The organism is Holdemania massiliensis AP2 (genome assembly GCF_000327285.1).
In the GTDB taxonomy this organism is placed as follows: Bacteria; Bacillota_I; Bacilli_A; order Erysipelotrichales; family Erysipelotrichaceae; genus Holdemania; species Holdemania massiliensis.
In genome coordinates this window covers 91,781-112,950 of the sequence record NZ_HE998571.1, presented here as the reverse complement: position 1 = coordinate 112,950, position 21,170 = coordinate 91,781, and the positions used below count along the sequence as shown (strand labels likewise).

The following is a 21,170-nucleotide window of genomic DNA, read 5'->3' as shown; positions in this document are numbered from 1 at the left end:
AACAGAGGAAAGAAATCTCAATGAAAAACAGAATTCGGGCAGATCAGGAAAAGACACGCAATTTTCATCAGTATACTGTCGGGGAAATGGCATCCCTTTTGTCCATGAGTGCGCCGACGATTCGTTTTTACGACAGTCAGGGAGCAGTGGTGCCGCATCGGGATCAGGAAAATCAATACCGCAGATATACCGTTGTGGATGGCAATTATCTGATCAAAATGAAGGAATTGAAGAATATCGGCGCTTCGTTGCAGGAGTCTGTCCAGCTTTTGAATAACGTGGATTTCAAGGAGTATTGCGAAGGCTTCCGAAAGCTTGAAGAAGCCGAGGAAAAACGCCTGGAACGCCAGCGTCTTCTGTTGAATGGTTTTCGGCAGAAAATCCAGCTGCTGGAAAGCCTAGATAGTGAATTGAACAGGATCACCATTCAGCGCCGTCCAGCAGTGTGGCGGATGGATCATCAGATCGAGGATCATTTTCTGACTGGTGAAAAAACAAAGGCGGCACGAACGGAGTGGACCGATTGGATGCCGGCTGCCGATCTGTCATTTTTATTCTCTAAAGACGACTCTGACCATCATCTGCATTGGGGCTTTGCGATGGAAGCCGAAATGGCGGAAAGCTTAGGCCTGGACCGTCAGGACAGCGTCTATTATCCGGCCGCATCCTGTGTTCACATGATCTTCCGGATTGAGGATCAAGTCTTTTTGCATTACGAAAACCTTCAACCCGCTTTCAGCTATTTAAAAAAACACGCTTTTGTTTTGGCCGGAGATATTTTAGGCCGAAGCATAGCGCGGGTTATGGGCGAAAATAACACAATCAATCATTACTATGACGTCTGGATTCCTATTCAGGATGAGGAAATGGAATAGAAATAAGACTTGACCTTCAAGCTTGTATAACGCTTATACTTTGTCCAACGATACACAAGTTAATCGTATCGAAGGGAGGAAATGTGTTATGCGTTTTGGAAAAAAGAGTTTTATCCTGCTTCTGAGTGCGCTGTTGATGGCATCCACCGGCTGCTCAACCGCACCGCAGAATCAGGACGCCCAGCCAACGGCGGAACCGACCGCAAAGACAGAAGTGAAAACAACGGCTGATGTTTTGGTTATCGGTGCTGGATTGTCCGGACTTTCAGCTTCAGTCCGTGCTGCCCAACAGGGGGCAGAGGTCATTGTCCTTGAAAAGATGGCGTATGCTGGAGGCAACTGTATTCTTTCCACCGGAATTTTACAAGCTGCCGGTTCACGGCTGCAGGCCCAGGCAGGAATTGAAGATTCCCCAGAGCAATATGCCAAGGATATGGCGCAGGGAGCCAGTGCGGATCGGGATCCGATTCAAATGAACCTGGTCAGCCAGCTTTCCGGGCAAACCCTGGATTGGCTGATGGACAACGGCGTTGAATTTTCAGAGAAGGTGACCCAGGGGGTGGGCAGTACAGCCTACCGGGCGCACCAGTCCATGCCGGATGCAAACGAGCTGGTTTCCGGTTTGGTGGAAGCGGCTGAAAAGCAGGGTGTAGAGATTCAATATGAAAGTCCGGTGCAGTCGCTGCGGACGAATGATCAGGGCGAAGTGATTGGCGTGGTTGTTGATCAAAAGGGCACGCCAGTCGAATATACGGCGAAGTCAGTGATCATTGCCAGCGGCGGATTCGGCGGCAGTCCGGAAATGCTTTCCCGGTATTGGGGCGATGAATATGCCAAAATGAGCTATGCCGGCAGTCCGGGAACAACCGGCGAGATGATTGAGGAAGCCGCGCGGTTGGGAGCGAAGCTGACAGATATGGACAAAGCAGCGTATGGTTCTGCCACGGTGGATGTCAAAAAGAACATGCTGATCACGGCGATGGTCCTTTCCGGCGGAGCGATCCTGACCGATTCCACAGGTCATCGTTTCTGCAATGAAACCGGCGATCCTTTTGATACGTCAAGAAGTGTTGTGGAAACCGGAGAACCGTTTGTCTATGAAATTTTTGATCAAACCGTGGCAGAGAATGTCTATAAAGTTTCTGTTTATCAAAGCATGGGGATTGTAGAACAAGCCGATACCCTGGAAGAATTGGCAGAAAAGGTTGGACTGCCGACGGAAGCGCTGACGGCCACCGTTGAAAAATACAATGCCGCGGTGGAAAGCCAGGAAGATGAACTGGGACGGACGATTTTCACTAACAAGATGGAAACCGCGCCTTATTACTGCATTCAGGTTGCAGCCGGCGGGGTTATGACCTTCGGTGGTCTGACACTCGATGAACAGTGCCGTGTATTAAAAGAAGACGGGACGGCGATTGCCGGACTATACAGTGCCGGGGAAGCCACCGGCGGATACCGCGCTTATGGTTATGTCTGCGGCGATGCTAATGCGCATGCCGCGGTAACCGGAAAAGTAGCCGGAGAATCGGCCGCGGCGTACGTGAAACAGTAAGTCATCGTTTTCAAGCGTTCATGAATTAAAAAAGATCCGCAGGACTTTCTAATCCAGAAAGGGAGGGGCGGATCTTTTCTTATTGCGAAGAATGCTGACCGGCATGCCGGCGCTGATAAGCTTTAGGCGACAAACCCTGAATTTCTTTGAACAATTTGGAAAAGTAAAATAAATCGTCAAATCCGGCCTGCCAGGCAGCTTCACTGACGGAAATATCGGGCTCGCTCAACAGCTGCGCCGCTTTGCGGATCTGCAGCGTGCGCCAGTAGCGCAGTGCGCTCATGCCCGTTTCCTGTTTGAACAACGCACCGCAGTACACGACGTTCAGGCCGCTGACCCAGGCTAGATCCTCCATGGTGATGGATTGGGTCAGGTGCGATTCAATGTAGTTTTTCATCTGCCGGACATGCGGATTCTCCTGCTGCGCCCAGGCAGTCTGATACAGCTCATCTAAAATCTGATAAAATACCGACTTGCAATGCAAGCGCGATAACGGTTTATCCGTCAGCCAATGACGATTAAAATCCTGAAATAACGGCAGATAGAAATCCAGCCGATCCAGGGTCAGGACACGCTGAGGCAAAGCCGGCAGCGGCTGATCGCTGTAAAAATCAAAAGACTGCAGTGTGAGCGGGACTTCCGGCAGCCGATGCGCTTCCCGCAGACTTCCGGCAGGAATTAAAAGGACCTGGTTCTCCCTTAAAAGCAACTCCTGATCATCAATTTTATAGCAGGCTTTTCCCTTTAATATGAACACAAGGTTGTTGTAGTCGATGCGATCGCGCTTCACTCCCCATTCTAAAGTACATTCACGCTGAATCGCATAACGGAATGCGACGCTGAAATCTTCCATTTTCCGTTCCTCTTTCTTTAATTTATACAAAAAAACCTTAACCTTCCTATTTATCATAGCGAAAAATGATGATAAACTCAAGGAAGAAGAGAAAGAGAGGATCTCGGACATGGATCGTATTCAATTTTTAGAGAAACCCCAGGCGACACACGAAGAAATGATCGCCGCGCTGGACCGTGCCTGCACCCAGGTAGAAAAGAACCTGCCGGAATTTACCTATCAATATCAATCCGCAAGCAGTACGGATTTATTCTATCAGCCGATTATCAACAAGGACTGGACTAACGGCTTCTGGACAGGTGAAATCTGGCTGGCCTATGAACATACAAAGAAAAATATCTTTAAGTATGCCGCGCTGATTCAGGTTGAGGATTTCTACAAGCGGATTCATGAGGAATTCAGTGTTGATCATCATGACCTCGGTTTTCTGTATTCACTCTCCTGCGTCGCCGGCTGGAAATTAACCGGGGATGAAACCGCAAAGCAGGCGGCAATTCTGGCGGCAGAAAAACTGATCACCCGATTTCAGGAAAAAGGCGAATTCATTCAGGCTTGGGGAGAGATGGGGGACAAGGGCAGCTATCGGCTGATTATCGACTGTTTGCTGAACCTGCCGTTATTATATTGGGCCAGTGAAGTCACCGGCGATCCGAAATTTGCGGACATCGCACATCGGCATATCCGCACGGCGATGAAATGTGTTGTGCGTGAAGATTATTCAACGATCCACACCTACTTCTTTGATCCGGAAACGGGTTTGCCGCTTAAAGGTGTGACTCATCAGGGTAATCGGGATAATTCAGCCTGGGCGCGCGGACAGGCCTGGGGCGTTTATGGAACGATTCTGAGCTATCAATATACCCAGGATCCGGAATATCTTGAATTGTTCCGGCACATCAGTGATTACTACCTGCGGCATCTGCCGGAAGATCTGATTCCATTCTGGGATTTTGATTTTACTGACGGAAGCAGTGAACCGCGCGATTCTTCTTCGGCAGCGATTGTGATCTGCGGCTTCTTGGAAGCGGCCAAGGTACTGGAGCCGGAAGAGGCGCAATACTATACAAAGCTGGCCCGTCAGATGATGAAATCGCTGATCGACAATTACGAGGTCAAGGACTGGAATTCATCCAACGGCATTCTGCTTCACAGCACGTATAACCGGCATACGCCGACCAATACCTGCCGCAATAAAGGCGTGGATGAATGCTGCAGCTGGGGCGACTATTATTATATGGAAGCTCTGACACGAATGGTCACGGACTGGAACCGGTACTGGTAAGGAGCAAGCCATGAAAAAAAACGAATTTTTTGCCCAGAACAAGCATTTCTTTGTTGAGGACGTTGAAGCGGTAAAGCAGTATGTGCTGACTCATTGCCCGCAGTCGGAGATTGCCAAAATCGTCGAACGCGCGGATGAAGCCTGCGCCCAGAGCTTCCGTTTTGATCTGCGCTGGGATATGGAATACACGGAAATTCCAGTTGTCTTTGACAAGGAAATCAACTGGCTGCATCAGCCTGCGGATGATCCGGAATGGATCTTTGCGTTTAACCGTCATCATTTCTGGATTACCCTGGGTCAGGCCTATGTCCTGACGGGCGATGAAAAGTATGCCGAAGCGTTTGTCAGACAGTGCAAGAGCTGGATCTGTCAGATCAATCTGCGGGATCCGGATTGTGCCAACGCCTGCCGGACATTGGAAACCGGAATTCGGATGAATCTGTGGATTAAGGCTTTCTGTCTGTTCCGCAATAGTCCGACGCTGACCGACAGCTTCTGCAGCCTGTTTGAAGAATCAATGATTGAGCAGGAAAAGTTCATCGCCGAAGTCTGGAACAGCACAAAAATCATTTCCAACTGGGGTGTTTTGGAAAACCATGGTTTATTCACGGCAGCATTGTTGATGCCGGAGCATCCGTTCAGCGCAGCGATGCTTCAGGAGTCGCTGCATCGGTTGGATCTGCAGCTGCAGCGCCAGGTTTACCCGGACGGCGTACATTGGGAGCAGTCGACAATGTATCACAATGAAGTGGCGCAGGACTTCCTGGAAGTAAAGATCCTGGCAGATCGCAATCACATCGAATTGCCTGAGGGATACAATGAACGGCTGGCGAAGATGATCGAATTCTGCGTTGAACACAAAAAGCCGGATGGGATTGAAATGGCGATGGGCGACAGCGATGACATAGATGTCCGCGATATTATTACCAAAGCGGCGTACAGCTTTAACAATCCGCAGTGGAAAGCGGCTGGTTATACGGAATTTGATTTTGACTGTGTGTTTGATTTAGGGGCAGAAGCCGCTGCGGCTTATGCGGCGATGTCGGCTCTTCCTTCTGGCCGGCGGATTGTCGTTTTCCCGGACAGCGGTCATATTTTCTGGCACAGCAGCGATACCGAAGATCAAACCTGGCTGCATTTCACCAATGGAGTTCATGGCGGCGGACATGCGCATGAAGACAAACTGCATGTCGATCTGTTCTATCGCGGTGAAGATATCGTGCGCGACAGCGGCCGGCTGACCTATGTGGACAAGCCGGAACGATTTGAGTTTAAAGGTCCGAAGGCGCACAATGTCATCGAGCTGGATGATCAGCCTTCGATTCTATGCAAGCGTTCGTGGGGATATCACAAGCTTTCTTGGTCTCTCAATACGCAGGCCAGTGAAAGCTGCGGCTTCCGTCTGGCCCAGGGAGCCGCGCTTGGCTATATGGATCTGGAAACCGGAAGTGCAGTGCTCAGCCGAAAAGTCGTCTGGCTGCGCGAAGACCTGATTTTAGTCCATGATGAAATTTATGCCAATCCGAAAGACACGCATAAAATTGTGCAGCGCTGGCATTTTTCGCCTGCTGCGGAAGTGACATTGAAAGGACAGACTACGGCATTGAGTCTGAATCACAGCGATTGTGAAGTTCTGACTTTGGCGGACAACGCGCAAGTACGGCTGACAGATACCCGGCTGTCGCTGCATTACAATACGACGACGCCGTCGAAAATGCTGGAAACAGAGCTGAATGCATCGGGCTTCGCTTCGATCACAACGATTTTCTCACTCAATCCTAAAGGAGAAAAAGCGCCGTGTTTTGCGGTCAATGCGCCGGTCAGCTTAGTCAGCCGGCAGGATCGTCCTTTTGCGAAAAAGGTTGCGGAAGGCTGGGTTATCCAAAAAGGGGCAGATCAGTTTACGGTTATGATCGCTCATGAAGATTATATGGGACCTTCTGACGCTGTGCTGGTCAACGAACGACAGGGAATGGGCCATGTCATCGTCTGGTCAGGAATGGATAAGGAACAGTGGGGGACAACTCTGGCATTCTAAACAAAAAAGCTCTTCATGTCTGGGATTCAATTTCCGCATGAGGAGCTTTTTATGTTGTAACGAATGAAGCAATGAACGTTTCCCGGGAAATAATCAGGAAGCCAGCTGCGCGAACGTCTTTTCCGCGGCAGGCAAAATGGAGTCGGTTAAACTGTCCGCAAACTCGATGGTTATCTCAACTTCGCTGCTGCGCATCTGCCAGACGCGCTGAACGGATGAATTGGATGAGTCAGGATCGGAAACCGATTGAACAAACTGAACCCAGACGGCGGTTTCAGTTTCTCGGAGGGTTTCACCTTCCTGCATATAAAAGAAGGATAATCCGCAGTGATTGTTGATCGGATGCTCATTGACATAAAAACGGGCAGTTTCGCCCGACTCCGTCGGCAGCTGATAGCTTGTATAGCTGGCTGTGATTTTGGAAGGTGTCGTTATGATGGGAATCATTTTTTCTGTCCAAAATTGCGTTTCAAGGATCTTCATGGAAGCATCAGATTGAAACTGACGATGAAGATCCAGAAAAAGAAACGGCGATGAATCGGTCTTCAGCCAAAGACAGGCTGGTTTTTCCTGACTGTCAACAAGTTGGATATGCCAGCGGCGATATCCCAGATAACCAGAAAGAAGAAGCAGAAGTGAAAGGATAAGATATAAAATTTTGTGTTTTCGCATAAAAGTTCTCTCTTTCAAGTTCAGTGAACTTTATAAATAAGTTTAAATTGCAGAAGGGAAACTCGATGGCTCAAGCAGTCTGACCCGTTCCAGAAGCCAGGATGTTGCTTATTACTACATTCATCTTATCAGTGAACAGGCAAATAAGGAAGAACGGAATAGATCAGATCTTATCAGTTTTCTCTAATCTCTGTTGAAATCATTAGACTCTAAAGCGATTAAAATTAACTAAAATAAGGGAAGCCAATATGGTGAAAAACTCAGTATTGAAAAAGTATTTAAGGTTAGACCTGAAAAAATGTTATAAATCTAGGAGTATTTTGGTATTATATTAGAAAGGAAGTGATACTGTGATAGACAGACCTGAATATATCAATGCAGTCAAACCCTTTATGGGTAAACCATTAGTTAAAATTCTGGCAGGAATCCGCCGCTCGGGGAAATCGACAATATTTGAAATGCTTAAATTGGAAATGTTAAAGCGAAAGATTCCAGAAGATGCGATTATCCATAAACGATATACGGAAATGGATATTCCGCAAAATATTACGGCAAAACAAATGTTTGAGGAACTCAAAGCAGCTATGGAGGGGAAAGATCATTGTGTTCTTCTGTTGGATGAAATTCAGGAGGTTCGGGATTGGGAGAAAGCGGTTAACGCTTTATTAGAAGGAACCGACGCTGATATTTATGTGACAGGGTCCAATTCAAAACTCATGTCCAGTGAGATATCAACTTATCTGACAGGACGCTATGTATTGATTCCAGTCTATCCTTTATCTTTTAAGGAATACCTTACATTTAAAAATAAAAGTACTTTATCTCAGAATGAATTGTTGGGAGAATATATCCGCTTTGGTGGTTTTCCAATTGTGGCTTTAGGTGACTATGAAGCTTCTTCAGCCTATCAGATCGTAGAAGACATATATCATACAGTTATTTCTCGGGATATTGTAAAGCGGCACCGTATTAATAAACAAGATCTTTTTGATCGAGTTGTAAAATTCATCATTGAAAATATGGGGAAAACATTCTCAGCCAACTCGATTTCCCAGTTTTTAAAAAGCGAGCATCGTAAAGTTTCAGTGGAGTCAATCTATAATTATATTCGATGGCTGGAACAAGCTTTTATCATCTATCCTTGTCAACGCTATGATCTTCAAGGAAAAAGCGTTTTGAAAACGCAAGAAAAATATTATCTTGCGGATTGTTCCTTAAAATATGCACTGCTTGGATATAATCGCAAAATGCTGGATGGCGTCTTAGAAAATATTGTTTTCTTGGAGCTTAAACGAAGAGGCTATGATGTGTTTGTTGGTAAAAATGGAACAAAAGAAATTGATTTTATTGCGCTCCGCCGCGATGAAAAAGTTTATGTTCAGGTCTGCGTACAACTTCCGGAAAATTCTGATCGTGAAATAGGAAATTTAATGGAGATACGGGATCACTATCCGAAATTTGTAGTCACCATGAATCCTTTGGATACAGGGATCGAAAATGGAATTCGAATTGTTCATTTGAAAGATTTTTTATTAGAAGACATAAAGTAGAGAACAGAGAATCAAGCGGCATTTCGATGGAATACCCATTGATCAGTTAAGGAAATGAAATCGAGCTGAAATAAAGCTTTTTCTCTGCGCATACAAAGAATTAAAAATCGCTTAAATTTTGAAAAAAGAAGATCGGAATTCGATCTTCTTTTAACTATATCTGCTTATGATAAGTGTTGCAGTCTTTCAATTGGAAGTTAAAGATTTTTCCCATTCTCTTTTATGATTTGGGCATACCACTGTGCAGATTTTTTAGGACAGCGGCGAAGTGTACCTTTTCCTTCATCATCCTGATCAACGTAAATTAAACCGTAGCGTTTACGCATTTCTCCGGTTGTAGCTGAAATTACATCAAAACAAGACCACAGACAATAGCCGATACAGTGAACTTGATCTTCAATCAGGGCTTGTTTTAATGCTTGGAGATGAGCTTTTAAGTAGGCAATTCGCTGATCATCTTCAATGGGTTCAATGCCAGAAAGTTTCTCTTCTAATCCAATCCCATTTTCGGTGATCAGAATTGGCAGCTGGTAACGGCGATCGAAGAGATTCAGGGCGTATCGGAGTCCTGTGGGATCAATCTGCCAACCCCATTTGGTTTCCGGAAGCTTTGGATTTTTACCACCTTTAAAATGATTCCCTTGAGGATACTGACTTTCATCTAACATACAGACTGTGGATGAATAATAATTGAAGGCTACGAAATCTAATTTGCCTTGTTGGAAAGCGCATTCATCTTCCGGCTGAATATCCAAAGTCAAGCCTCGCTTTGCAAGCTGTCTTCGTTTATAATCAGGGAATTTTCCGCGGCATAAAGTATCTGCAATATATAGATCACTCTCAAGGCACTGCAGACTCTTTAATGCTGTTTCCGGCTGACAATCGAAAGCATAGCTGGGATGCAGAGCCAGTACACAGCCCACTTGATTCTGCGGATCAATATCATGGGCCAGCTTCACCACTTTAGCCGTAGCCAACATCATATAATAAGAACTCTGTGCGGCAATCTGAGAAATATTCTCTTCACGATCATACCGGATACCAGAAACACGGTAGGCAGAGGCCATTGCGGCCTCAGACGTATTCTCGTTATGATTGATTTCATTGAAGGTTAACCAGCGGGTGACCTGACCTTTGAATTCGGTAAATAAAGTTTGGCAGTAATGCAGGTAGAAGTCAATCATCTCCCGGTTTTTCCAGGCTCCGTAATTCTGAGCCAGAAACAGAGGAATCTCAAAATGACTGATTGTAACTATCGGCTCAATGTGATGAGCAAGCAGCGCATTGATTAATGCATGATAATATTTTAATCCTTCTGGGTTCGGTATGGCTTCAATTCCCTTTGGATAAATACGCGTCCAATCCATCGAAAGCCGCAGACATTTCAACCCCATTTCAGCAAGGAGCTTCACATCCTGCGGCCATTGGTGATAAAAATCAATTCCCAGATGAGATGGATAATGAACATGCGGCAAAACAGAATCATCAAGCTGCCGGGCTTTGCCAATCCCGCCAAGACGCGCAACATCCGCGGTGCTGATGCCTTTTCCCCCTTCATTCCAAGCGCCTTCACATTGATGCGCAGCTAAAGCACATCCCCATAAAAAGTCATCAGGAAACTGAGAATAAAAATCATTCATATTTTTTCCCCTGCAGAAAATCTTTTAATTTTAACAGATTGACGGTGGTGTGGTATTCACTGTAAATACTCATCAACGTGTCCTGTGCATGGGAGAAAAGCAAGGTTGAGGCAAAGTTTTCTTCATGGATTGTCCTCTGCAGCACCTCAGTCTGTAATTTATGAGCTTCGGTAATTTCTTTTTTTGCTTCTTTTAATAAACTTTCAGCATCTCCATCAAGCTGATCAAAAATGGAATTCAAAATGGTTCTGCCATTGCCTGCGTGCAGAATGATCTGCATGGCTGTGGTATTAAGCTCTTCGTTACTGTATTTCATGGGCTAACCTCTCCTTTTCAATCACTTCTGTTTTGCATTCCAGGTTTTGATTTTCTTCTTCGCAGCATTGTCGATCATAGATTTTAAAGAAAGGATAATAAACAATCCAGGAAATGCCGAAGTTAACAAGCGTAAGAAGAGCACCGGCGATGGATTTCGTCGCAAAGAAGGCGACAATGGGCTGCGGCATAAAGCCGAAATCCCAAGGCGCAGCCGGAATCGGCACCCAGCCTGCCTGCAGCGTGAGGTAGACAACGATCGGGCAGATCAGCTGACAGATCCACATCGGAATCATAAGAATCGGATTAAAGGCAACCGGAATCCCAAAGATCAGAGGCTCATTGATGTTGCACAACGAGGGTAGAAATGTCGATTTTCCGATCAGGCGCAAACGTTTTGACTTGGCAAGAAATGCGATCATAATGGCTAGAGATAAGGTTACGCCAGATCCACCCACCATGAATAGCCGCACCGTTTCCTTTAAGAAAATATTGGTTGGAGCTGCACCAGCGGCCACCAGTGCCATGTTGTCGCCCATGCCTTTCAGCATGATGGTTTGCGTTATCGGCGCCAGAACCCAGGCGGAAATGCCAAAGGAATAAAGAAAACCATAAGCGATGAAGCTGAGGAAAACAAATCCCCAGAAAGATTGACCAATCGCTACGAAAGGCTGAAAGAGCGAAGCGATCGTCTCAAAGATATCAATCTGAAGCTGAAAGGTAAACAACCAGCCAACCATCAGAATCAAAGCAATCGGAATCAGAGTATCGAACCAGACTGTAATAAAATCAGGAATCGGGGTGTCCTCTGAAAAGAACGAATGTGAGGCAAACAGATTCATGACAGCCCCAGTAAACAAACCGGAAATCAGCGCTGCGATCATGCCGCTGGAACCCAGTTTGGCGAAGGTTAGGGTCATATTTCCTTCTTCAAACAAAGGATTTACAACCATGAGGAAGAAAGCAATGCCGGCTAAACCTGCTTGTTTTGCGGTTTTGGAATGATGCTTTTTGATCATGACGGTATTGGGAATCAGATAAGCTAAAAATAAGGAAAGAAGCCCAAAAGAAAAACTGGACAATAAGGTGAAATCCGGGAATCCCGGAATGAAGGACTGAAAAATGGTTAAGATGGTGACTAGGGAACCGATTAAAATCACCGGCATTGTTGTTAGGATCGAATCCTGAATCGAAGCAATCCATGGATTTTTGGCGATCTTGTTCATTCGTGGGGCAAAGCTCTCGGTCATCCATTGCATAAAATGATTCATGAGTTGACTCCTTTCTTTTCTTCTTTGAGGCAGTCTAAAGCAAAATGGAGTACAGCTTTACCATCCAGCGCTCCATAAGCTCGATCATCGATGATCCGAACAGGGACATGGTAAGGGGCAGCGATCTGATTCAGGTCATTCAACATATAACGTAAATGCGGACCGACGAGCAAAAGGTCAATCGAGTCAATATATTCCTCGATTTCAGAATCACTTCGAGCCTTGACGTTGATTTCCAGATTTTCTTCTTTGGCTGCTTTGCGGATATTTTTGGCCATAAATCCACTGGACGCTCCTGTACCACAAACCAATAAAAGATTAAACATCATTTTCCTCCTTCATCTTTTCAAGTTTAGATTTTGTTTTCAGGCAATCGGCCGATTGCAGAATGAAACTTGAGAAGCTTGGATTCTTTTCAAGTTCAAGCATACTTTAAATTATTTTGTAAAAGATTACAAATAGCTTAAGTTCCTGGGATTAGGAACTACTTTTGTTTTATTTATTGAACGGTTTTATTTATACTTAAAGGCAGAGGAAGGTGGGAAAGCGACAATGAAGGAATCACGGTCATCCCAGATGTTGGAATTACTGAAAAGCAAATCAGATAGTTGGGTTTCAGCAGCAACTTTGGCTGGTTTATTGGGCGTATCCACGCGTCAAATCCGCAAATATGTTGCGGCAGTCAATGACGGCTTGTCTGTTCCAGTCATTCTTTCCAGCGATAAGGGGTATCAGCTTTGTCAAAAAGCTTATCGAAACTATCAGCTAACAAAACGTCAGCGGGTAGATACACCCTCTGCCCGCCAGAATTATTTGCTTCAGGAATTGCTGATCAATGAAGAGCTTCTTATTTATGATGTAGCGGATACACTTTATGTCAGCATGACAACGATTGAAAATGATCTGAGGCTGCTTAAAGAGAAGCTGAAAGTGATTTCTTTGGATCTGGTTCGTTCCCAAAATACAGTGCGGATATACGGAGAAGAAACAGATAAGCGCAAATTAATGAGTCAGCTGATCAGTCAAGCAATAGGTAATCATTTTGTCTTTAACGAGGAAATTGACTTGCTGACATTTCATTATCAAATCTGGGGATTCCGATCAGCAATTCGTAATATTTTTGATGAATGTGGCATCTTTACCAATGATTATGCTTTAAATGTGATAACCTTGCATCTTATCATTATGATTGATCGTGTCCGCAGTGGACATCCATTGCAAGAGCATGTTGATTTAAAAAAGGTTGAAACGCAGCCGGGATATCAGGCGGCAGTAGCGATTGCTGCCTATCTGTTTCGGGAGTTTAATAAAGAGCTCAATGCCGCAGAGCTGTATCATCTGACATTGGTTATTACCAACAATACGACACAGATTGATCATGAAAAAATCAATGCCCAAAACATTCAGAATTTCATTGAGCAACGTTATATTGAACAAGCACAGAAGGCAGTAAAACAGGTTGAGGATCATTATTGCTTAGAACCCTTTTCTGAGGACTTCATTGCCAAGTTTGCGATTCATATTCAAAACTTGTTTTTTCGTGCGGAACATCACTATCAGATTAATAATCCGCTGACAGATGAAATCAAGCTCTCCTATCCGCTGATCTATGACATTTCAGTCAGTATTGCGCAGTATTTAAGCAAGACCGCTCAGCTTGAAATCAATGAACATGAAATTGCTTATATTGCTTTGCACATTGGTTCTTACTTTGAAAGCAATGGAAAAGGCAAAATGAAAGTCAGCTGCTGTTTTGTCTATGCTGACTATTATGCTCAATATATCCAGATTATCAATAAAATACGCAGTCAGTTTGATGATCAGCTGATCATTCAATCTGCGGTATCAATTAATGATTTTGATCCCAGCCGTCATCCTGCAGAATTAACACTTTCGATGACTGAATTGCCAGGGGTTCCTGATGCCTTGGTTTTGCATCCTTTTTTAACTGCAGGAGATATGATAGCGCTAAGTGATAGGCTGGATAAAATGATTAAGCAGAAACAGGGAGAGTTGTTAAAAAGTCAGCTGATGGAATTCTTTGATGCACGATTATTTTATAATGCAGTTCCCAAAATGCCAAAAGCTGAACTATTGAAACGAATGTGCAAAGATTTAGAACACCTTGGTTATGGTTCCAGTCATTTTTATACCGAGGTAATGGCCCGCGAAAAGATGTCGAGTACTGCTTATAATTTAGTAGCGATTCCTCACACCCTTTCCAAGGATATTCAGCATAATTTTATTTTTATTGCCATCAACGAAGCAGGAATGAAGTGGGATTCAAAAACAGTTTATATTGTGGCCTTGCTAGGAATTAGCGAAAAATCCCGACGATTGTTTTCTGAAATTTTTGATCAGCTTGTGGAGATTTTCAGCGAATCGCAGGCGGTCATGGATTTAGCAGCCTCCAAGGATTTCAAGCAGTTTATCCATAAACTTTGTTTAAAAATGAATCATGGTATGGAGGAATAGAATTACAACTAGGTTGAAGGCAGGGAAGACAGAAGCTATATCTAATTTGTTAAAATTAAAAAAAAGGTTGAACTTTTGGGGAAACTTTATTATTAAACAAGAAAGAAAAAACAATCAGATTCCCTTAACGTTTTAGTGAAATCTAACGTTTATAGTTTTTTGAACAATTGAATAGGAAGAACTCTTCCGATATATTATTAAATAATTCAATTTTCTGACGGTATGTCCTCATGCTTTGTTGTGACGTAATTTAATTACAGAACATCCGTAATTAAATTACGGGAATTGTTGATTCGATTCTCCAACATGAGTATAATACTAGTGAAGGAAGGTGAACACAATGTTAAAGCTGTTCGAGGTCACAGGTTTTAAAAACTTTGATAATACCATTCAGTTGGATTTTTCTGACATCCGTGATTACAAATTCAACAATTCTTGTGTTGCCAAGGGTTTGCTCAGCAAGTTGATCATTTATGGTAAAAACTCTGTTGGTAAGTCCAATTTAGGTCTGGCTCTTTTTGATATTGTTTCTCACCTTACAACAAACAATGTAACACCAGGCTTGTATGATTATTATTTGAATGTCAACAACAAGGCTGGTTACGCTGAGTTTCATTATGTTTTTACATTTGACAGCGGTGAGGTGGATTATCGATACCGTAAGAATGACAAGCAGACGCTTGTTTACGAATCCGTTGCCATTGATAACAAGCGGATTTTCACTTACGATTACGAAGATATGCGCGGCGATTTGTCTGGCCTTGAGGCTTTGACCACGACGTTGAATCTCTCCTTTCGCGGTACAGATTCTATTCTGAAATATGTCATTGCCAATACGGCTTTGGCTCAGAATCATCCGCTTTATCAGATGCAGGGATTTGTATCGCATATGCTCTGGTTCCGCAGTTTGGATGAGAATTGCTACATTGGTTATAAGTCAAATAGCAAAGATTATTTTGATTTTATCTTTGAAGGGAATCGGGTGAAAGAGCTGGAGTCTTTTCTGCACAAAGCGGGACTTCAGGAAAATTTGATCGCTAAAAAGGATACTGACGGAATAAAACGTTTATATTTTGATACGAATAAACCATTGCCGTTTTTTAAGGCGGCATCCAGTGGCACAAGAGCCCTTTACACATTTTTTTATTGGAACAAGACTGCTACAGATGTCTCCTTGATGTTTATTGATGAATTTGATGCTTTTTATCATTATGAACTGGCTGAAATACTGGTTCAACTTTTAGAGCAACAGCCTGATTTTCAGGTTGTGCTCACTTCCCACAATACAAACCTGCTTTCTAATCGCATTATGCGTCCAGACTGCTACTTCATTCTGACTAGGGATGGACTTACATCCTTTGCCAATGCTACGGATCGGGAGCTTCGTGAAGGTCACAATCTGGAGAAACTCTATATGAGTGGTGAATTTAATGGCTGAAAAGAAGCGAAAAATTCTGGTGTTAGTGGAAGGAGCAAAGACAGACGTTGCTTTAATGGAACGCTTGTTCTCTATTTACCAGATTGATTTCAAATATGAGATTGTTTCTTACTGTACGAATATCTACACGTTGTATAAAGAGATGTTTGAGGACAACGATCCCGATGATATGGACTTGCTTCAGCTGCTCAAATCACGTGAACCTGATCTGGTGAAAAAGACATTGTTTGACGAATCCTATTCTGATATTCTTTTGATTTTTGATCTTGATCCGCATGATTTTGGATTTACCCCAGAGAAGATCCGTCACATGGCGAAGTACTTTGTGGAATCGTCTGATGTCGGAAAGCTTTACATCAATTACCCGATGGTGGAAGCCTTTTATCACATGACTTCCATTCCGGATCTGAACTTTAACACTTACAATGCTACACTGAATGAACTAAGTGCAGGAACGTATAAGGCGCGTGTAAACAGGGAAAACCGAAATCATGATTATCGTAAATTTGCCGCAACAAAAAGAAGATTGCAATATTGTTATCAGGCAAAATATAAGCAAGGCATGGCTTGTCGTGGGTGATCCTGAGGATGATATGCCTCCCTCACAGGCAGAGATACTCAATACCCAATTAAATTCCATTCAAAACGAAAACCGCGTTGCCGTGCTCAGCACTTGCGCATTTTTTATTCCAGAGTATAATTTAAAATTAATACGTTAATTTGTGTATTAATCTAATATTAATTGTATTTTAAATGCCTGAATAGGCAGAGTTCTATAAAATAAATGGATTTTCTAACTTTATTTTGCCAAGCGATTAAACGTAGCTTCCACAGCAGGTAGAACAAGCTCAAGCATAAAATCAGGACAACGGACTGCGATTTCCAAAGTGTCTGTCTGTAATGTCCAGATACGATAGAATTGAATTTTTGAGGATGGATTGTTAGCCAGTTCATCTTGTTGAAACCAGCGGACATTGTTATTTTGCCGGATTAACTCTTTTTCATGTTCATCGGACACGAATGCGAACTGGCAGCTAGGAACGATGTCACGCTGCTGCTCCAGCACACTAAAATAATACGAAAATCCATGATCATCAAGGTTGACCCAATAATCAGAAATCTGACTGATCGGCTCAGAAAAAATTGCTAATCCTGGAAGATAAGATTTCACTTGCAACTGAGAGTTTAAAATTTTATATTCACTGTCAAAGACAAACTGTCGGTTAAGATTCAGGAACAGCAGCGGTTTTTCATCCACGCTTAATCAGGTACAAGGATGTTGAGAGGAGGAAAGTTGAACGCGCTTTATGTATATGCTGCGATACACTAAGAAAAATAGGCAGAGAACAAGTAGTGCAAGAATTCCTATTTTTCTTTTCGTCATGATCTTCACCTGCCTGAAAGGATTGGACTTTCCTTCATTTTATCAGCACCTGTGGAAAAGGGGTAGCGTTGATATCGAAATAGAACACAAAAATACTGTTCTTGTTCAGGTTTAGTAAACTCGGAAACTTAGTGTTGAGCTTTTGGAGAAGGCTATCTATACTGAACATGAGAGGTGATCATGCATGATTGAAACATTTCGGATTAAGACGAGTTTGGATGAATTTGAACGGATCGTATTGCTCTACAAAGATGAAACCAACAATGTTTTTATCGGACATTCCTTTTATTATGGCGGACGTGACGGTTCAGAATATTTGTTGTTTCTATACAAGGAACCGCTGCCGAAGAAAGATCTGTTAGCCGGATGGAATGCGCTTGATGAAACATCCTGTTACATTACCATTGTCGGAGTTCATGATCATCGTATCGCAGTTGAGGATTTCCTGGTTTGTCACAACCCGCAGCTGACATGGGAAGATGTTATCTATATTCCAACAGAGGATTTTATGGAAATGAATCAGATTTATTCGCAGCTGGATCTGAAAGCAGGCTGCGCCTATGCTTTTGTTATCGGAAAAAACGCGTAATTGAAGAAAATAAAGAAGAGAGAATCGAACGTCTTCAACAGAGTACGGAGGGAGAAGACTGCGGTTCTCTTTTGTTTTGGCAGACTGTAGGGCATTAGGAATATGCTATAATGAGAAAAAGGAGGTGCCGGTCATGAGTATCCGATTAGCATTTGAGACTCATATCCAGGATCTGAATGAAGCAAAAGAAGAAATCCAGGAATTAGCGGAACAGAGAAATTTTCAGGCCTTTCCCGACGAACAGGGAATCAGCGTTATGTTTTGCCCGCTTGGAATAATGGAAATTCAGTTTGAGCAGGAAGACGGACCTCAATGGAAAATGGAAGGGGAGTGCATAACGACCCCTGCAGGCCCAGGGCTGCATAAAGCGGCAGCGGATTTTGTTGAAACACTGGCGGATCGGCTTGATCTGGAACTTGTGTTTGAAGATGAAGCTGAATATATGGTTTATCACGATTATAAGAAAATGCTGGAGGATCACTTTTATGCCTGGCTGGAAATGTTAACAGAGATCCCTGTTCATCAGCTGGAAGAAGAGGAATACACGAGTTTGTGTCTGTGCTGGGATTTAAATAATTATATGCCGAGAGAAATTCCCGGCACGGTTATTACGCATATGGGACGTTTTTCGATGCGGCAGCTGGCCGAGATGTTGGAGGATGAAGCTGTTGAAGCTTTCGCAGAGGATTTCTTCATCTGGAAAAATCCGCTCAAGGACGCCCTGTATCATCGAAACTGTGCATTGAATGAACTGTGGGAACAATGTTATTTTGTCCCGTCTTCGCGCAGCGAGCTAGACCGGCAGACCAACAGTTTTATTTTCTCGCATTTGGAACAAGCGCTGATGATGGACAGGTCGCTTCCTTTTCCAATCGAGGCTTATTATAAACTCTGTCAGCTGGATGGCCGTGATCCGCTGGATCTAACAGGCGTACCTGAATTAAAATACGATACGCTGGTCGGATATCGCCGGGATCAGATTACCCAAGATTTTGGGAATGTAAAACTGACATTGCCTGGGAAATACAAATATGAATATGAAAAATTAGAGAACGGCGGACTCAATCTTTGGACAGATGATAGTGATCCGCATTGTCCCGTCTGGCAGGTCGGCGGTTATTCCTGTAAAGAGGGAAAAGCCGTCTATTTTGAAAAGGGCTTTGAAGAGGTCTGTGAGCTTCATCAATTTGAAGCGGGAGAAGGTCAATGTCGCTATGGATGGAAAAAGCGGGAGGCCGATGAACCTGCGGCATTAATTGCCCAGGTTGTCTGCGGAGATCAGCTTACTTTAATCACGATTACCTTCCCTGATGATTGTCAGCGCGAGGCTGCGGTTGAACTGCTTCACCAAATTAAAGCTTATTCACCGAAGGAGGAGTATCGCCAGCAGCGAACTTATACTACGTCAAAATAAAACTCAGCGAAAGCTGAGTTTTATTGTGTAAATTAAAGGACTGATTTCGAACAAAAATAGAACTGGTTTATCGATACTTAATAGAAATTCCTTTAATTAAAGGAAAATACGAATTTGCTCTGTCTGCGTGGAAGAAATAAAAAACTATAAATTAAAGATAAAATAATGCCTTTATTTGAATGTGACCGTGATCAATACCGCTCGATCTGCATCCACCTGTTCTGGATGATCCAGCACAAGCGCCAGATCGTTGACCGACATGGAGGTGCTGCCTTCAGCACCCGCATCTTTTTCCAGAATTAAAAGCAGGGGAATCGGCTGATTGAGGGCAACTTCGATTTTCTCTTCCAAACGATCTTGGCCGCGCATTCCCCATTCAGGTTTAAAATAAGCGTCTTCCTGGCTGTCATTTCCAATCGCTGTTGTTGAGGAAACGCCGTCGCAGGACCAAGAGAAGCTGGACTGATCCGGCAAAAGCTGAATCATCAAGAGTTTATCGGTGTGATCGAGAATCCCGTTCATGCCATTGCCGCCATTATCCTGCCACTGATGATTTTCATCCAAGATCCAGTTCTGCACAGAAATTCCATCTATTGAATCATCGATATGCAGATCAAAGAAATAAGTGGAGGAACCCTGCGGCATCAGCTGAAGCAGCTTTTCCGTATCGGCAGATACAGAATGCGGTGCGACAGCTAAAGTCTTTGCGGCAGCAGGAGTGGATTGACAGCCCGCAAGCAGCAGCGCTAAAGCCAGAAAAGCAAATCGGTGTGTTTTCTTTTTCATGGGTAGACCTTTGATATCAGTCCATGAGGAAAGTTTCAGTCATGGAGCGATATATCCTTTCTTTTTCAATCCTTTAAAAAACGGAAAACGATATTTGAGAAAATCCTGAAGAATTCCCAAGCCCTAGCTATGATGATTAGACAAACGGATGCGGTTCAGCGATAACGATACGCCGCAGGGAAGTTCATTTTATCCAAACTGGATTTTGAAAAACAAGCGGCATTATAAGCCAGGCAGGCATCAATCAAATCGGAAACGGAGTCCATCGTATAAGGAACCTGTTCCTTGATCGCCGGACGAGCTGAACTCATCACAAAACCATAGGGAATGCTTTGCAGCATGTCCAGATCATTTTGTTCATCTCCAATGGCCGCCGCTTGATCTGCATCCAAACCTAAGCGATCTAGGATGGTCAAAAGAGCCCGGCCTTTACTGCAGCCTTCGCAGCTCATTTCGACAAGATCCAGACCACTGCTGGTCACGGCCAGCCGGCCTTTAAAATGCTGGCTAAGATAATCTAGGAAAAAGGCCTGACGTGCCGAATCTTTGAGTACCATGAAGATTTTGTTTGGATAATCAGTCTGACCGGAGGCCAGATAGTCACGAACCTGCTGAAGATAGAGATCGTCAGGAAAACGCTGCTGAATCAAACTGTTCGCTTGAAAAGTGATGCGCTCCTCAATATCGATATCCAGGACGAAATCCAATTCATCGCGAAACGGTTCGCACAGATCGCAAAGCTCGCTGAGCTCCGGCGGCATGATTTCACGATTCCACAACACTTCTTTATCCACAATAACTTTTGCGCCATTGCAGGCAAGGATATCGCAGTCAATCTGATAGTTTTTGAAGATTTCCTGTTTTGTGCAGGCCCGTCTTCCAGTAGCGATTAAAAAACGGTTGCCCGCTTCGGTCCAGCGGCGGATAGCGGCTTGATTCATTGCGGAAATTTGGCCTGGATGCTGAAGATCGTCATACAACGTGCCGTCCAGGTCGCTGGCAAGCAATCGGATTGGTTTGCAGTCTGTCATAG

The 21,170-nt window shown here is 43.9% G+C and carries 19 protein-coding genes; 10 read left to right on the top strand and 9 right to left on the bottom strand.

The annotated features are described in order from the left end of the window. Nucleotides 1–20 precede the first annotated feature (20 nt). Together BN162_RS16175 and BN162_RS16170 are read left to right on the top strand one after the other, a co-directional pair. Nucleotides 21–875, top strand: coding sequence for a MerR family transcriptional regulator (locus BN162_RS16175; RefSeq protein ID WP_167540031.1), 855 nt, complete (start codon nucleotides 21–23; stop codon nucleotides 873–875). Between the two features lie 88 nt (nucleotides 876–963). Beyond that, nucleotides 964–2,430 (top strand): FAD-dependent oxidoreductase, encoded by a 1,467-nt coding sequence (locus tag BN162_RS16170; RefSeq protein WP_020226172.1) that lies wholly within the window; start codon nucleotides 964–966, stop codon nucleotides 2,428–2,430. A gap of 79 nt (nucleotides 2,431–2,509) precedes the next feature. Here BN162_RS16170 and BN162_RS16165 read toward each other — a convergent pair whose 3' ends face one another. Next, nucleotides 2,510–3,283: an AraC family transcriptional regulator gene (locus tag BN162_RS16165; RefSeq protein WP_020226171.1), complete on the bottom strand. Its 774-nt coding sequence runs from the start codon at nucleotides 3,281–3,283 to the stop codon at nucleotides 2,510–2,512. Between the two features lie 109 nt (nucleotides 3,284–3,392). Between BN162_RS16165 and BN162_RS16160 the strand changes: the two genes are divergently transcribed. Both BN162_RS16160 and BN162_RS16155 read left to right on the top strand, forming a co-directional pair. Next, nucleotides 3,393–4,565, top strand: a complete 1,173-nt coding sequence (locus tag BN162_RS16160; RefSeq protein ID WP_020226170.1) for a glycoside hydrolase family 88 protein — start codon at nucleotides 3,393–3,395, stop codon at nucleotides 4,563–4,565. Between the two features lie 10 nt (nucleotides 4,566–4,575). Further along, nucleotides 4,576–6,603 carry an alginate lyase family protein gene (locus BN162_RS16155; protein WP_020226169.1) on the top strand — a complete coding sequence of 676 codons (2,028 nt, stop codon included), beginning with the start codon at nucleotides 4,576–4,578 and terminating at the stop codon, nucleotides 6,601–6,603. A gap of 93 nt (nucleotides 6,604–6,696) precedes the next feature. Here the strand turns inward: BN162_RS16155 and BN162_RS16150 are convergent, their stop codons facing one another. Continuing rightward, on the bottom strand, nucleotides 6,697–7,275 hold the full coding sequence (locus BN162_RS16150) for a hypothetical protein (RefSeq protein ID WP_020226168.1): 579 nt from the start codon (nucleotides 7,273–7,275) through the stop codon (nucleotides 6,697–6,699). A gap of 350 nt (nucleotides 7,276–7,625) precedes the next feature. Here BN162_RS16150 and BN162_RS16145 point away from each other — a divergent pair, with 350 nt between their 5' ends. Further along, nucleotides 7,626–8,825 (top strand): ATP-binding protein, encoded by a 1,200-nt coding sequence (locus tag BN162_RS16145; protein ID WP_020226167.1) that lies wholly within the window; start codon nucleotides 7,626–7,628, stop codon nucleotides 8,823–8,825. A gap of 197 nt (nucleotides 8,826–9,022) precedes the next feature. Here the strand turns inward: BN162_RS16145 and BN162_RS16140 are convergent, their stop codons facing one another. The 4 genes from BN162_RS16140 to BN162_RS16125 are packed head-to-tail and all read right to left on the bottom strand — an operon-like array spanning nucleotide 9,023 to nucleotide 12,377. After that, on the bottom strand, nucleotides 9,023–10,465 hold the full coding sequence (locus BN162_RS16140) for a glycoside hydrolase family 1 protein (protein WP_020226166.1): 1,443 nt from the start codon (nucleotides 10,463–10,465) through the stop codon (nucleotides 9,023–9,025). Next, the gene (locus tag BN162_RS16135) at nucleotides 10,458–10,781 is read right to left on the bottom strand and encodes a PTS sugar transporter subunit IIA (protein WP_020226165.1); all 324 of its coding nucleotides are present in this window, start codon (nucleotides 10,779–10,781) and stop codon (nucleotides 10,458–10,460) included. The genes BN162_RS16140 and BN162_RS16135 overlap by 8 nt, the downstream gene beginning before the upstream one ends. After that, complete coding sequence (locus BN162_RS16130) at nucleotides 10,768–12,051, bottom strand: PTS sugar transporter subunit IIC (protein ID WP_020226164.1); 1,284 nt, start codon at nucleotides 12,049–12,051, stop codon at nucleotides 10,768–10,770. Before BN162_RS16130 ends, BN162_RS16135 begins: the two co-directional genes overlap by 14 nt. Beyond that, the gene (locus BN162_RS16125) at nucleotides 12,048–12,377 is read right to left on the bottom strand and encodes a PTS sugar transporter subunit IIB (protein ID WP_020226163.1); all 330 of its coding nucleotides are present in this window, start codon (nucleotides 12,375–12,377) and stop codon (nucleotides 12,048–12,050) included. The genes BN162_RS16130 and BN162_RS16125 overlap by 4 nt, the downstream gene beginning before the upstream one ends. A gap of 226 nt (nucleotides 12,378–12,603) precedes the next feature. Between BN162_RS16125 and BN162_RS16120 the strand changes: the two genes are divergently transcribed. The 3 genes from BN162_RS16120 to BN162_RS16110 all read left to right on the top strand — a co-directional run bounded on the left by BN162_RS16120 (nucleotide 12,604) and on the right by BN162_RS16110 (nucleotide 16,544). Next, nucleotides 12,604–14,526: a BglG family transcription antiterminator gene (locus tag BN162_RS16120; protein WP_020226162.1), complete on the top strand. Its 1,923-nt coding sequence runs from the start codon at nucleotides 12,604–12,606 to the stop codon at nucleotides 14,524–14,526. Between the two features lie 340 nt (nucleotides 14,527–14,866). Continuing rightward, nucleotides 14,867–15,964: an ATP-binding protein gene (locus BN162_RS16115; RefSeq protein WP_020226161.1), complete on the top strand. Its 1,098-nt coding sequence runs from the start codon at nucleotides 14,867–14,869 to the stop codon at nucleotides 15,962–15,964. Next, nucleotides 15,957–16,544, top strand: a complete 588-nt coding sequence (locus BN162_RS16110; RefSeq protein WP_208854772.1) for a hypothetical protein — start codon at nucleotides 15,957–15,959, stop codon at nucleotides 16,542–16,544. Before BN162_RS16115 ends, BN162_RS16110 begins: the two co-directional genes overlap by 8 nt. A 219-nt stretch (nucleotides 16,545–16,763) precedes the next feature. Here the strand turns inward: BN162_RS16110 and BN162_RS16105 are convergent, their stop codons facing one another. Continuing rightward, nucleotides 16,764–17,222: a hypothetical protein gene (locus BN162_RS16105; protein ID WP_020226160.1), complete on the bottom strand. Its 459-nt coding sequence runs from the start codon at nucleotides 17,220–17,222 to the stop codon at nucleotides 16,764–16,766. A gap of 310 nt (nucleotides 17,223–17,532) precedes the next feature. Between BN162_RS16105 and BN162_RS16095 the strand changes: the two genes are divergently transcribed. Both BN162_RS16095 and BN162_RS16090 read left to right on the top strand, forming a co-directional pair. Continuing rightward, nucleotides 17,533–17,937, top strand: a complete 405-nt coding sequence (locus tag BN162_RS16095; protein WP_020226158.1) for a hypothetical protein — start codon at nucleotides 17,533–17,535, stop codon at nucleotides 17,935–17,937. A 133-nt stretch (nucleotides 17,938–18,070) separates the two neighbouring features. Continuing rightward, nucleotides 18,071–19,351: a hypothetical protein gene (locus tag BN162_RS16090; RefSeq protein ID WP_020226157.1), complete on the top strand. Its 1,281-nt coding sequence runs from the start codon at nucleotides 18,071–18,073 to the stop codon at nucleotides 19,349–19,351. A 171-nt stretch (nucleotides 19,352–19,522) separates the two neighbouring features. On the opposite strand, the gene BN162_RS16085 is transcribed toward BN162_RS16090, so the two are convergent. Together BN162_RS16085 and BN162_RS16080 are read right to left on the bottom strand one after the other, a co-directional pair. Further along, nucleotides 19,523–20,137, bottom strand: coding sequence for a hypothetical protein (locus BN162_RS16085; RefSeq protein ID WP_020226156.1), 615 nt, complete (start codon nucleotides 20,135–20,137; stop codon nucleotides 19,523–19,525). Nucleotides 20,138–20,292: 155 nt separating this feature from the next. Then, a complete protein-coding gene (locus BN162_RS16080; RefSeq protein ID WP_020226155.1) occupies nucleotides 20,293–21,168 on the bottom strand; it encodes a Cof-type HAD-IIB family hydrolase in 876 nt (291 codons plus the stop codon). Nucleotides 21,169–21,170 lie beyond the last annotated feature (2 nt).

What these genes read in the sequence shown, in the direction of transcription:
- BN162_RS16175 (WP_167540031.1), top strand. Translation starts at nt 21, where the DNA reads ATGAAAAACAGAATTCGGGCAGATCAGGAAAAGACACGCAATTTTCAT.
- BN162_RS16170 (WP_020226172.1), top strand. Translation starts at nt 964, where the DNA reads ATGCGTTTTGGAAAAAAGAGTTTTATCCTGCTTCTGAGTGCGCTGTTG.
- BN162_RS16165 (WP_020226171.1), bottom strand. Translation starts at nt 3,283, where the DNA reads ATGGAAGATTTCAGCGTCGCATTCCGTTATGCGATTCAGCGTGAATGT.
- BN162_RS16160 (WP_020226170.1), top strand. Translation starts at nt 3,393, where the DNA reads ATGGATCGTATTCAATTTTTAGAGAAACCCCAGGCGACACACGAAGAA.
- BN162_RS16155 (WP_020226169.1), top strand. Translation starts at nt 4,576, where the DNA reads ATGAAAAAAAACGAATTTTTTGCCCAGAACAAGCATTTCTTTGTTGAG.
- BN162_RS16150 (WP_020226168.1), bottom strand. Translation starts at nt 7,275, where the DNA reads ATGCGAAAACACAAAATTTTATATCTTATCCTTTCACTTCTGCTTCTT.
- BN162_RS16140 (WP_020226166.1), bottom strand. Translation starts at nt 10,465, where the DNA reads ATGAATGATTTTTATTCTCAGTTTCCTGATGACTTTTTATGGGGATGT.
- BN162_RS16135 (WP_020226165.1), bottom strand. Translation starts at nt 10,781, where the DNA reads ATGAAATACAGTAACGAAGAGCTTAATACCACAGCCATGCAGATCATT.
- BN162_RS16130 (WP_020226164.1), bottom strand. Translation starts at nt 12,051, where the DNA reads ATGAATCATTTTATGCAATGGATGACCGAGAGCTTTGCCCCACGAATG.
- BN162_RS16125 (WP_020226163.1), bottom strand. Translation starts at nt 12,377, where the DNA reads ATGTTTAATCTTTTATTGGTTTGTGGTACAGGAGCGTCCAGTGGATTT.
- BN162_RS16120 (WP_020226162.1), top strand. Translation starts at nt 12,604, where the DNA reads ATGAAGGAATCACGGTCATCCCAGATGTTGGAATTACTGAAAAGCAAA.
- BN162_RS16115 (WP_020226161.1), top strand. Translation starts at nt 14,867, where the DNA reads ATGTTAAAGCTGTTCGAGGTCACAGGTTTTAAAAACTTTGATAATACC.
- BN162_RS16110 (WP_208854772.1), top strand. Translation starts at nt 15,957, where the DNA reads ATGGCTGAAAAGAAGCGAAAAATTCTGGTGTTAGTGGAAGGAGCAAAG.
- BN162_RS16095 (WP_020226158.1), top strand. Translation starts at nt 17,533, where the DNA reads ATGATTGAAACATTTCGGATTAAGACGAGTTTGGATGAATTTGAACGG.
- BN162_RS16090 (WP_020226157.1), top strand. Translation starts at nt 18,071, where the DNA reads ATGAGTATCCGATTAGCATTTGAGACTCATATCCAGGATCTGAATGAA.
- BN162_RS16085 (WP_020226156.1), bottom strand. Translation starts at nt 20,137, where the DNA reads ATGAAAAAGAAAACACACCGATTTGCTTTTCTGGCTTTAGCGCTGCTG.
- BN162_RS16080 (WP_020226155.1), bottom strand. Translation starts at nt 21,168, where the DNA reads ATGACAGACTGCAAACCAATCCGATTGCTTGCCAGCGACCTGGACGGC.